The sequence below is a fragment of the Streptomyces sp. NPDC051738 genome (genome assembly GCF_044453205.1).
Classification (GTDB): domain Bacteria; phylum Actinomycetota; class Actinomycetes; order Streptomycetales; family Streptomycetaceae; genus Streptomyces.
On record NZ_JBITCM010000008.1, the window covers coordinates 164976 to 176564 of the forward strand.

The 11589-nt window shown below is 70.1% G+C and carries 9 protein-coding genes; 1 reads left to right on the top strand and 8 read right to left on the bottom strand.

Annotation, left to right across the window (positions count from 1 at the left end; translation table 11 throughout):
* Window positions 1–103 precede the first annotated feature (103 nt).
* The 8 genes from ACIA8X_RS20510 to ACIA8X_RS20545 all read right to left on the bottom strand — a co-directional run bounded on the left by ACIA8X_RS20510 (window position 104) and on the right by ACIA8X_RS20545 (window position 10669).
* Complete coding sequence (locus tag ACIA8X_RS20510; RefSeq protein ID WP_026248371.1) at window positions 104–685, bottom strand: ATP/GTP-binding protein; 582 nt, start codon at window positions 683–685, stop codon at window positions 104–106.
* On the bottom strand, window positions 666–1238 hold the full coding sequence (locus ACIA8X_RS20515; RefSeq protein WP_093910045.1) for a DUF742 domain-containing protein: 573 nt from the start codon (window positions 1236–1238) through the stop codon (window positions 666–668). Before ACIA8X_RS20515 ends, ACIA8X_RS20510 begins: the two co-directional genes overlap by 20 nt.
* 95 nt (window positions 1239–1333) lie before the next feature.
* Window positions 1334–1747 (bottom strand): roadblock/LC7 domain-containing protein, encoded by a 414-nt coding sequence (locus ACIA8X_RS20520; protein ID WP_005479603.1) that lies wholly within the window; start codon window positions 1745–1747, stop codon window positions 1334–1336.
* 10 nt (window positions 1748–1757) lie between these two features.
* Window positions 1758–5024, bottom strand: a complete 3267-nt coding sequence (locus ACIA8X_RS20525; RefSeq protein ID WP_393450694.1) for a nitrate- and nitrite sensing domain-containing protein — start codon at window positions 5022–5024, stop codon at window positions 1758–1760.
* Window positions 5025–5412: 388 nt separating this feature from the next.
* The gene (locus ACIA8X_RS20530; protein WP_030948707.1) at window positions 5413–5988 is read right to left on the bottom strand and encodes an ATP/GTP-binding protein; all 576 of its coding nucleotides are present in this window, start codon (window positions 5986–5988) and stop codon (window positions 5413–5415) included.
* Window positions 5969–6367: a DUF742 domain-containing protein gene (locus tag ACIA8X_RS20535; protein ID WP_003997626.1), complete on the bottom strand. Its 399-nt coding sequence runs from the start codon at window positions 6365–6367 to the stop codon at window positions 5969–5971. Before ACIA8X_RS20535 ends, ACIA8X_RS20530 begins: the two co-directional genes overlap by 20 nt.
* A gap of 114 nt (window positions 6368–6481) precedes the next feature.
* Window positions 6482–6895, bottom strand: a complete 414-nt coding sequence (locus ACIA8X_RS20540) for a roadblock/LC7 domain-containing protein (protein ID WP_030051302.1) — start codon at window positions 6893–6895, stop codon at window positions 6482–6484.
* Window positions 6896–6904: 9 nt separating this feature from the next.
* Window positions 6905–10669: a nitrate- and nitrite sensing domain-containing protein gene (locus ACIA8X_RS20545; protein ID WP_393450690.1), complete on the bottom strand. Its 3765-nt coding sequence runs from the start codon at window positions 10667–10669 to the stop codon at window positions 6905–6907.
* Between the two features lie 606 nt (window positions 10670–11275).
* Between ACIA8X_RS20545 and ACIA8X_RS20550 the strand changes: the two genes are divergently transcribed.
* On the top strand, window positions 11276–11461 hold the full coding sequence (locus ACIA8X_RS20550) for a hypothetical protein (RefSeq protein ID WP_393450687.1): 186 nt from the start codon (window positions 11276–11278) through the stop codon (window positions 11459–11461).
* Window positions 11462–11589 lie beyond the last annotated feature (128 nt).

The following is an 11589-nucleotide window of genomic DNA, read 5'->3' on the forward strand; positions in this document are numbered from 1 at the left end:
CTCGTATCCCCTCCCGAAAACGACGTACGGCCCCCATCCCTCCCACAGGAGGAACGGGGGCCGCAAGCGAAACGTGCCGAAGACCGGCCGCCGCAGGGTGCCGCTACCGCAGCCGTGCCATCAGCGCATGCTCCACCAGGGTGATCAGCGCCGACTTCGCGTCCGCGCGGTGGCGGGCGTCGGTCGTGATGATCGGGGTGTCGGGGCCGATCTGCAGGGCCTCGCGGACCTCGTCCGGGTTGTACGGCTGGTTGCCGTCGAAGCCGTTGAGGGCGATCACGAAGGGGAGACCCGAGTTCTCGAAGTAGTCGACCGCGGGGAAGCAGTCGGCGAGGCGGCGGGTGTCCACCAGGACGATCGCGCCGATCGCGCCGCGTACCAGGTCGTCCCACATGAACCAGAACCGGTCCTGGCCGGGCGTACCGAAGAGGTACAGGATCAGGTCCTGGTCCAGGGTGATACGGCCGAAGTCCATGGCCACCGTGGTGGTGGTCTTGTCCCCGGTGTGGGTGAGGTCGTCGATGCCCGCCGAAGCGGATGTCATCACGGCCTCTGTGCGCAGCGGGTTGATCTCCGAGACGGCGCCGACGAACGTGGTCTTGCCCACGCCGAAGCCGCCAGCCACCACGATCTTCGCGGACGTGGTGGAGCGGGAAGGCCCTCCGCTAGAGCTTGCGAAGTCCACTGAGCACCCTTTCGAGCAGTGTCACGTCTGGCTGGCCGCCGGCGTTCTCGTCGCCGCCGGGCTGATGGATGGCGACCAGTCCCGCCTCCGCCAAGTCGGCGACGAGGATCCTGGCCACGCCGAGAGGGATCGTGAGGAGAGCGGAGATCTCCGCCACCGACTTGATCTCCCGGCAGAGGTTGCAGATCCGCTGATGCTCGGGCAGCTGGCCCTGCATCTGGTGCGGCTGCGCGGTGGTGTGCACCAGCGCCTCGATGGCGAGCTGGTAGCGCGGGCGCGTCCGGCCGCCGGTCATGGCGTACGGGCGCACCAGGGGGTTGTTCGACGCCCCGGCGGGCGCGGGCTCAGGGGTGCGTCGCTGCGGCTGCACCGGCTGGATACGCGGCGCCGGCGGCTGGTCGTACGGCGAGGGCCCGGGGCCCTGCGGTGCGTACGGCTGACGCTGGCTCGGCTGGGAGGGGAAGTTGTACCGGTTCCGGGAACCGTCGCCGTGCCCCTGGGCAGGGCCGTACGACCAATTGCCCGATGACGAACCGTCTGGGGGTGTTGCCACTTTCTCTCCTCCTCCGACTGTGCCTGGCACCCATCTTGTGGAGCCGCGTCCCGAAACCTTACGGCCACGGGACGCCAAAACGCACCGACTGTCTGTTAGTTGAGCAGGCTGCCTTGGAGCTCCGCACGCAGATCCGGCGTGAGGACGGTACCGGCACGGTCGACCAGAAGCGCCATCTCGTACCCGATGAGACCGATGTCCGCCTCGGGATGTGCGAGAACTGCGAGCGACGAACCGTCGGAGACGGACATGATGAAGAGGAATCCCCGCTCCATCTCCACAACCGTCTGGTTCACGCTGCCGCCCTCGAAGATGCGGGAGGCGCCTGCCGTCAGAGACGTCAGACCGGAGGCGACGGCCGCGAGCTGGTCGGCGCGGTCGCGCGGGAAGCCTTCGGACATCGCCAGAAGGAGTCCGTCGGCGGAGACCACCACCGTGTGGGACACCCCGGGGGTGTTGTCCACGAAGTTGGTGATCAACCAGTTCAGGTTCTGTGCCGCCTGGCTCATCGGGCTCACACTAACGCTCCTGGTTGTAGGTGCTGTCAGGACCGAAGCCCTGGCCGTTCGTTTCGCTGCTTGCGGTGCGTCCCCGCTGGACGCCGCGGCGCAGGTTGCTCAGCCTGCCCCGGACGTCCTCGGGAGCGCGGGAGATCTGTGGACCTCCCTGAGGGGTGGTCTCGGCGGCTCCCTCGACCAGGTTGGCCTTGGGTACCCGCCTCGGCAGACCGGAGGAGGTGACCCCGCCCGCCTTGGGCTTCCGGAGTTGCGAGGCCTGCTGCCAGCGGTCGTCGTTGGCCGAACGCCAGCTGCTGTCGCCGTTGCTCTCCGGGGTGGGGGTCGGCGCTTCCTGCCGTGCGGGCCGTGCGCCGTTCGTGCCGCTCGCGGCGGCACCGCGGCGCGGAAGACCGGCGTCGGTCAGCGCGTGGGGGGCGGTGGGGGCCGGTCCCGGACGGTCGAAGCCTACGCGGTCAGGCTCGTTCACGTCACCGGCCTGCGCCGATTCCGTTTCCGGAGCGTACTGGTCCTGGTGGCCGTTGCGGTAGCCGTTCGACTGCGGCCAGTCGTCCTGGTGACGCCGCTGCTCGAAGGCCGGGAAGGACTCCGGGGCGGACGGGCCCGCGGCCGCGGGCTCCTCGCGGACCGGCTCCGGATACGAGGGCTCGGGGTAGCCGCCGCCCGACGAGAAGGTGTCGTTCCGCTGCTGGCCGCCGTTCGGCGCGAAGTACGGGTCGTCGTACGACGGCCGCTGGGGCTCGTCGTATGCGGCCCGCTGAGGCTCCTCGTACGCCGCCTGCTGCTCCTCGTACGACGTCTGGCGCTGCTCCTCGTACGGAGCCTGCCCGTTGTACCCGCCGGGCTGCTCGGGGAAGCCGCCCCGGCTGTCGTAGCCGGGCTGACCGGTGAACTCGTCGTACCCGGGCCCCTCAAGGGCCTCCTGGCCGGGCTGCGGGCCGTGCGCCTGGGACTCCAGGGCCGCGCGGCGCTCCTCGCGCATCAGGGAGCGGCCGACGGGGTCCAGGTCGCGCAGGTCGTCCGGGACCTCGGTGTAGCGGCTGTCGTCGAAGCCGAGCTCGGCGGCCGTACGCATCTGCGGCTGGTTGAAGTTCTCACCCTGGAAGTGCTGCTCCGGGATGATCTGCGAGACGGTGAACTCGTCCTGGGCCGGCTGCTGCTCGCCGCCACCACCGTGGGTGATCGCGTCCGGCAGCATGACCAGCGAGGTGGTGCCGGCCTGCTCGCCGGAGGGGCGCAGCTGGACGCGGATGCCGTGCCGGTCGGACAGCCGGCCGACCACGAAGAGGCCCATGCGCTGGGATATCGCGGCGTCGACGGTCGGCGGGTTGGCCAGCTTGTGGTTGATGTCCGCGAAGTCCTCGGCGGTGAGGCCGATGCCCTTGTCGTGGATCTCGATCATGACCCGACCGTCGGGGAGACGGGTGGCGGTCACGCGAACCTTGGTCTGCGGGGAGGAGAACGTCGTGGCGTTCTCCAGCAGCTCGGCGAGCAGGTGCACGAGGTCGGTCACGGCGCGGCCGTGGATCTCGGCCTCCGGGACGCCGGAGAGCTCGATGCGCTCGTACTGCTCCACCTCGGAGGAGGCGGCGCGCAGGACGTCGACCAGCGGGACCGGCTGGTCCCAGCGGCGGCCGGGCTCCTCGCCGGCGAGGACGAGGAGGTTCTCGCCGTTGCGGCGCATACGGGTCGCGAGGTGGTCCAGGCGGAAGAGGTTCTCCAGCTGGTCCGGGTCGGCCTCGTTGTTCTCCAGGTCGGTGATCAGGGTCAGCTGGCCCTCGATCAGCGACTGGTTGCGGCGCGACAGGTTGGTGAAGATCGCGTTGATGTTGCCCCGCAGCAGGGCCTGCTCGGCGGCCAGTCGGACGGCCTCGCGGTGGACCTGGTCGAAGGCGCGGGCGACCTCGCCGATCTCGTCCCGGGTGTTGATCGGGATGGGTGCGACGCGGGTGTCCACACGGCCGGGGTCGGTGCGCGAGAGCTGGTCGACCAGCATGGGCAGACGCTGCTCGGCGATGCCGAAGGCGGCGTTGCGCAGCTGGCGCATCGAGCGGGACATCTGGCGGGCGACCATGCCGGCCAGGATGAACGCGGCGAGCAGGGCGACCACGACGGCGGCACCGGTGATGAGCGCGTCGCGCTTGGCGTCGTCGGCGATGTCGGAGGCTTCGTTCACCGCGGTGTCGGCCAGGTCGGACTCGATCTGACGGTAGGCGTTGAACTTGAGGGTGTTCACCGCCCACCAGTTCTCGGCGGTGACGCCCACCTGGGCGATCTTGGCGCGCTCGCTGGCGTCCGTGGACTCCATGGAGGAGATGGCCCTGACCATGTCCTCCGGCTTGGCCGGCGGCGGCACGTAGTCCGGGTTCTTGGCCTTGGCCTCCTTGGCCATGGCCGCGCCCTCGGCCAGGATCTCCTTCTTGGCGTCCTCGAGCTTCTGCTCGTCGGCCTCGGTGCCACCGCCGATGTACTCCTCGACGGCGATGCCCTCGAGGTAGGCGTACGACGTCAGGGCGACCCGCTGGCTGGCGAAGCTGGCCGCCGACGGGCCGGGCTTGACCAGCAGGTGCATACCGATGGAGCGCTGCAGCGACAGCGCCGCCTTGGTCAGCTCGATCGCGTAGACCGTACGGCCGTAGGAGGTGATGTTTCCGGTGCCCAGACCGAGCTCGTTGGCGAACTCCGTCAGGGGGTGTGCGACCTCGACGTAGCCCTCTTCGGTCTGCACACCGGTCAGCTTGCTGCCGTAGGCCTGCGCGCGCAGGTCCGTGAGACCCGGCTCGACGTCGCGGAACAGCCTCAGACGGCGCTCCAGACCGGCCTTCTGCGGCATGTTCTGCGCGGCCGCGTCGAACTCGTCCGCCGCCTTGTCGGTGTTGTCACGGGCCTTGGTGACCGTCTCGTCGTCCTCGCCCTTGCCCTGGAGCAGGGGGGCGGCCGTGGTGTCACGCTCGTTGTAGAGGGCGTCGGCGTAGTTCAGGGAGGCCCGCACCAGACGCGCGGTGCTCTCCGCGTCCTCGGCCTCCTGCCAGGTGTCGATCGAGCTCTTCACCTGGAAGCCGCCCATGACGAGGCCGACCAGCACGGGTATGAGCAGGATCGCGTTCAGCCGGGTCGGCACACGCCAGTTGCGCGGCGAGAGGCGGCCGCCGCCGGATGCCGGCGTGGCCGCTGGTTCCGATCCGGGCACAGGGACAGGCGCCGCTCCGCGCGGCGGCGGGGTGAAGTTGCCCCGGGCCGACGGCTCGGGACTGTTCTTGCTTCGCCTCACTCGACCAACAACCTTCCGGCGGGGTCGGCACCTACGTATGTGCCGTTGTGTCTCAGAGCCCAGTTCGCCACGTAGTACGCAGTACCGCTGAGTACGTCTTTGACTATTGGGCAGTTCTCGCATTCCAGCACGTCGGCCTGCGCTCTTCCAAACAGTGGAAGAGGAGGATTCCGAGTGATGTAAGCCCTAGATAAAACGGTCATAAAGAGCGAGCCCCGTCAAAAGACGGGGCGTTCGTACGCGCAGCGACACCGCTTGACCGCGACGAGTGGCCGTACCACCCGATTCCTCTGCCGAAACGTTATGAACAAGGGAGCCGACCGTGTCAAAGGCCACAGTCGGCTCCGGCACATCTACGACAACTGCCGTATGTCGCTACGGACTTGATCTACCGCAGCCGCGCCATCAGCGCGTGCTCCACCAGCGTGATCAGCGCACTCTTCGCATCCGACCGATGCCGGGCGTCGGTGGTGATGATCGGCGCGTCCGGGCCGATCTGCAGCGCCTCGCGCACCTCGTCGGGCGTGTAGGGCTGGTGTCCGTCGAAGCCGTTGAGGGCGATGACGAACGGGAGCCCGCTGTTCTCGAAGTAGTCGACCGCGGGGAAGCAGTCGGCGAGGCGGCGGGTGTCCACCAGCACGACGGCGCCGATGGCACCGCGTACCAGGTCGTCCCACATGAACCAGAAGCGGTCCTGGCCGGGTGTACCGAAGAGGTACAGGATCAGGTCCTGGTCCAGGGTGATACGACCGAAGTCCATCGCCACCGTGGTGGTGGTCTTGTCCCCGGTGTGCGTGAGGTCGTCGATGCCCGCGCTCGCGGACGTCATCACGGCCTCGGTGCGCAGCGGATTGATCTCCGAGACCGCGCCGACGAACGTGGTCTTGCCCACGCCGAAGCCACCCGCCACCACGATCTTCGCGGAGGTGGTCGCCCGGCCTGGTTCAGAGCTTGCGAAGTCCACTGAGCACCCTTTCGAGCAGCGTCACGTCCGGAGCGCCACCGTTGTTCTCATCGCCGCCCGGCTGGTGGATGGCCACCAGGCCGGCCTCGGCGAGGTCCGCGACAAGGATCCTGGCCACGCCCAGCGGCATGGACAGCAGCGCGGAGACCTCCGCCACCGACTTCACCTCACGGCACAGGTGGCAGATGCGCTGGTGCTCCGGGAGGAGCCCCATGAGCGCTGCCGGGTCGGCCGTGGTGCTGATCAGCGCCTCGATGGCGAGCTGGTAGCGCGGCCGGGTCCGGCCGCCGGTCATCGCGTACGGACGTACCAGCGGCTGGTCGCCCTCATCCTCGTACGGCTCCGCGTACGGATCATGAGAGGCGGTGGGCGGGGTCATGAATCCTCCGGGCGGGGACAGCAAGTCGGTCAGTCAAGCCGTCTGGGTGGGGGCCAGTGCGGGGATTGTGGCGGCCGGACGGTGATTTGGTGAGACGGGTGGATCCGGGGCTGATCAGTGGAGCAGACTGCCTTGGAGTTCGGCGCGCAGGTCGGGCGTGAGCACGGCGCCCGCGCGGTCGACCAGCAGCGCCATCTCGTAGCCGACGAGGCCGATGTCGCATTCGGGGTGCGCCAGGACGGCGATGGACGAACCCTCCGAGACGGACATGAGGAAGAGGAATCCCCGCTCCATCTCGACAACGGTCTGTGCCACGCTGCCGCCGTCGAAGATCCGGGAAGCCCCCGCGGTGAGCGAGGTCAGGCCCGACGCGACGGCCGCCAACTGGTCGGCACGGTCGCGCGGGAAGCCCTCGGACATCGCCAACAGGAGACCGTCGGCGGACACGACGACGGTGTGGGACACCCCGGGGGTGTTGTCCACGAAGTTGGTGATCAACCAGTTGAGGTTCTGTGCCGCTTGGCTCATCTGGCTCAACTAACGCTCCTGCTGGTGAGTGGGGCTCGGGAAACTGCCCGTCTGGCCGGTGCCGGCCTGACGACCTTGCGCGATACCCCGACGGAGATTGGTCAGCCGGCCACGTACGTCATCAGGCGCACGCGAGACCGCCGGACCGCTTTGGTGCTGTTGCTGCTGAGCCGTACCCGGGACGAGGTTCGCCCTGGGCACCCGGCGCGGCAGGCCGGAGGTGGTGACACCGCCCGCGGCCGGCTGCCGTACGCGCTCTGCCTGCCGGACGAGGTCGTCGTTCGGCGAGCTGCGCCATGCGGCGTTCGACGCGGGAGGCTGAGAGGGCGCCGCGGGAGCCTGCTGCGGCTGCTGCGGAGCGGAGGCCGGAGCGGAGCCGTTGGCGCCGGGCTGGTGTCCCTGGCCCTGCTGACCCTGCTGGCTGCCGTGGAACCAGTTGGTCTCCAGCGTGTCGTACAGCGGGGTACGACCGTCGCCGGGACCCGTCGCGGGCGGCAGCGCCTCCGGCTCCTGGCGGGCGGGCCGCTGCTGCGGGCGCGCCGGGGCCGGGGGCTGCGGGGCACCGTAGCCGGAGTTGCCGCCGTACGTGCCGTTGGCCTGGGGCCGCTCGTACTGCCCGGTGGACTCGGGGTTCTGGCGGCCGGGCAGGGCGTGCTGGCCCGTCGAGCTGCTGTCGTACGCCTGCGGTACGGCGAACTGGCCCGTCTGCGAGGGGCTGTTCTGCCCGCCGGGGGCGCCGAACACGTCGGGGCGGACGAACTGACCCGAGTCCTGCTGTCCGGTCGTACCGGGGCGGGGGAAGTCCGGGACCGAGCCCGGGCCCGAGCGGCCGTCGGGGCGCGGCACGGCCGGCAGCTCGGCCGTCGAGGCAGGGCCCTGACGGTCGTCGATGCGCGGCATCCGGGATGTCTGTGCGGGGTCCTCGTCGTGCCCGCGCGGGGTGTCGAGCGAGGCGCGCGGCACCGGCGGCTGGGCGTTCTCGTCGCTCCAGCTGGGGGTGCGCGGCTGATTGCCGCCCGGCAGCTCGGCCCGCGCACCACCGCGCGGCGGCAGCTGCGGCCGACGGCCACGACGGCCCTTCTCGGCACCGGCGGACGGGGGAGCGGACGGCGACGACGCGGGGCCCTGCGGCCGGGACTGGTCGCGACCGGAGCCGCCACGCGAGCCGCCGAAGGGGTCCTGACCCGAACCGAACGGGTCCTGGCCCGAACCGAAGGAGTCCTGACCGGTGCCGAACAGATCCTGACCGGTGCCCGCGGCCTGGAGCCCCTGCGGAGCACCCGGAGCCTGGCCACCGAACCCGGCGCCCGCACCGGCCGGCGGCCGGCCCTGCGAGGGCGCGCCCGGACCCTGCGGTCCGCGCGGGGCACCCGGTCCACCGGGCAGCCCGCCACCGTCCCGCCCGGGCAGCGCGGCCCGCGGCCCCTGACCGGCGCCGAGCCGGCCACCGCCGGACGCACCGGCACCGAGCGCACCACCCGGCGCACCCGCGCCGAGGGAGCCGCCGCCGGCCTGGGCCTGACGACGGGCGGCTGCCGCACCGGCGGCGGCCTGCGCTGCGGCCGGACCACCGGAGGCACCGGGACCGCCCTGGCCGGGCTTGCCCGGAGCGGGCTTCTTGCCGCCCTGGGCGACATCGACGGGGAGCATGACCAGCGCGGTCGTACCACCGGAGTCGGAGGGGCGCAGCTGGATACGGATGCCGTGCCGCTGCGACAGCCGGCCGACCACGAAGAGGCCCATGCGGCGGGAGACGGAGACGTCCACGGTGGGCGGCGAGGCAAGCCGCTCGTTGATCGCGGCGAGGTCCTCGGGGGAGAGGCCGATGCCGGTGTCGTGGATCTCGATCAGGACGCGGCCGTCGGGCAGCGCGTGACCGGTGACCTTGACCTTGGTCTGCGGGGAGGAGAACGAGGTGGCGTTCTCCAGCAGCTCGGCGAGCAGGTGCACGAGGTCGTTGACGACCCGGCCGGCCACTTCGGTGGTCGGCACGGAGGCCAGCTCGATGCGCTCGTACTGCTCCACCTCGGAAGCGGCGGCGCGGAGCACGTCGACCAGCGGGACCGGGCGGGTCCAGCGGCGGCCGGGCTCCTCACCGGCGAGGACGAGGAGGTTCTCACCGTTACGGCGCATGCGGGTCGCGAGGTGGTCGAGCTTGAACAGGGAGGACAGCTGGTCCGGGTCGGCCTCGCGGGACTCCAGTTCGGAGATGAGCGAGAGCTGACGCTGGATGAGGCCCTGGGAGCGGCGCGAGAGGTTGGTGAACATCGCGTTGACGTTGCCCCGCAGCAGGGCCTGCTCGGCGGCGAGGCGGACCGCCTCGCGGTGCACGTCGTCGAAGGCCGCGGCCACCTGGCCGATCTCGTCCCGGGAGTGCACACCGACCGACTCGACGGAGGTGTCGACGTCCTGCGGGTCCGACTCGGAGAGCTGCTTGACCAGCTCGGGCAGCCGGTCCTGGGCGACCTTGGTGGCGGTCTCCTCCAGGCGGCGCAGCGAGCGGATCATGGACCGGGCGACCACGAAGGCGCCGACCAGCGAGACACCGAGCACGAGCAGGATCAGCGCACCGGAGATGATCGCCTCGCGCTCCGACTCGTTGCGCAGCTCGCGGGCCTTCTGCTCCATGTCCTCCAGCAGCGTCGTCTCGATGGCGCGCATCTGCTGGATCTTGGTGGTGCTGTCGTCCACCCAGTCCCGGTACGACCGCTTGTCCAGCGACTGCAGACCGTTCGCGGAGGTCAGGGCCCGGTTGGCGTAGGTGTCGCTGGCCTTGATCGTCGGGTTGTTCTCGCCGATCGGCTTCAGCAGCTCCTCGGCGCCCTCCGCGCCGTAGATGCTCTTGAAGCTGCGCAGCTCGGACGTCTGGCTCTCCAGCGCCGAGTCGGCGTAGAGCCGGTCGTTCTCCGACAGGTCGCCGTCGGAGGTGCTGTTCGCCGGGAGCGCCGCGGCGAGGACCGCGCGCTGGATGGAGGCGTACTCCTTGGCCGAGGAGAAGGCGGCCAGGGCACGCGTGCTCTGGATCATCTCCGGGTTGCTGGTCGCCTCGGCCATGTCCTGCGAGAGATCCAGCAGGTGGGTGATCATCCGGTGGTAGGCCTCCACGGTCTGCGTGGAGTTGCGCTCGGCCTTGTAGGCGACGTTGCGGATCTCGGAGAGCGTGCCCAGTTCGCGGACGAGCTGGACGATGTTGTCGCGGACGCCCCTGAGGTTGCCGTCCTTGCTGCTGTTGTCGATCTCCTCCGACGCCTCGATGAAGCTGGCCCTGGCCCGGTCCGACTTGTCCCGGAAGCCCTTCACCGTGTAGTCGGTCGCCTTGCCGCCGTGCGCGAGCGGACCGGCGGACTGGTCGCGCTCCTCCTGGAGCGCGGCGGCGAGCTCGGTGGCCCGCTTGGTCATGTCCGTCAGCAGCTTCATGTTCTCGAGCTGCTGGATGTCGTCCATGTTGTCGCTGATGCGCAGCGCGCCCAGCGAGGTGGCCGCGACCACCGGGAGCGTCAGCAGCGCCACCAGACGCGTGGAGATACGCCAGTTGCGCAGGGCTATTCGCGCGCCGGGGCCCGTGGAGCCCTTCGGCGGCTTCTTCGCCGGTGGCGCGGGGGGAGTCGCCGCCCCCGAAGACGCCGACACGGCCGGGCGCCCGGGGCGGTCACCGCCGTCGACCGACGGTGCCGGGCCCGGGTTCTGGGCGTGCTGGGTCGAGGGACCTCGGTCGGTCCCGCCGTGCTCCGGCTCCGCCGAAGCGCTGCCATCCCTCTTGAAACGTCCCTGCACTAGCGTCGCAACCTCTGGACCAGGCGCCCCTCCGCGTGAGCGGACGGACACGGTGTCGGCGTATTGGGGAGCGTCCTGAACACGCTCCCTGATGGTCGTGAGTGACCGGCGCTGGCTCCCCCTTCTCGCCGCCACACGGCGCTCGATGCGCCCCCTGTGCGCCGGCTCGATCCTGCGGCGGTCCGTGGAATTCCAGCACAGTGCAGGATCTCCAACAAGGCCCGTAGGTCGAGCCGTGACCTAGGTGACACCACGTGAGGGCGAGATTACCTGCCGTAGAAACCTATCCCACCCATAACGGACGTATACCCGCGATCCTCTTGCGCGCGGGAGGTGTCCCAGTCGCCATGATCAGGAGCGGAATGTTGGCTTCAGGGGGTCAATGTCCGTTTCGTAGGGGTGGATTGCGAGACTGAATTGCCCGGTTTATCCGTCAACTCGTGAGCAAACTCACATACAGATCAAGGGGTCTCGATGACTTCCCCGGGGAATCGCATGTTTTAGCCTGACGCTTTACAGAGGGGAAGTTTCTGCCAACCCGCGCCCGGATGCAGGCGGCCCTCAGCCAGGCCCCGGCGCTCCGTCACGACAGGACTCAGTAGAACCGTGAAGACGACGACGATGTTCCGCACGATAGCCAACCCGCGGCGCACGACGCTGGCGCACCTCGACGACGCCGACGAACTGCAGACCCCGCAGCTGCCGGAGCACTCCGTCGATCTTCCCACGCAGACCGCGAACCCCAGGCGCACCATCCTCGTGGAGATCCCCGCCACCGCCGCCGCCCAGTAGTACGCGGGCGCGGTGCCGATTGTTCAATCACGTACGACTGCCAGGGCGCCCTCGGCAGTACGACGGCCGGGGCGCCCGCGGTAATGCGCGAGGCGCCCACCCCTCCCCGCGTTAGCCTGGAGCGTCAG

Excerpts from the sequence above, each read along its gene's own strand:
- ACIA8X_RS20520 (WP_005479603.1), bottom strand. The coding sequence starts at position 1,747 with ATGAGCCAGGCGGCACAGAACCTGAACTGGTTGATCACCAACTTCGTG.
- ACIA8X_RS20535 (WP_003997626.1), bottom strand. The coding sequence starts at position 6,367 with ATGACCCCGCCCACCGCCTCTCATGATCCGTACGCGGAGCCGTACGAG.
- ACIA8X_RS20540 (WP_030051302.1), bottom strand. The coding sequence starts at position 6,895 with ATGAGCCAAGCGGCACAGAACCTCAACTGGTTGATCACCAACTTCGTG.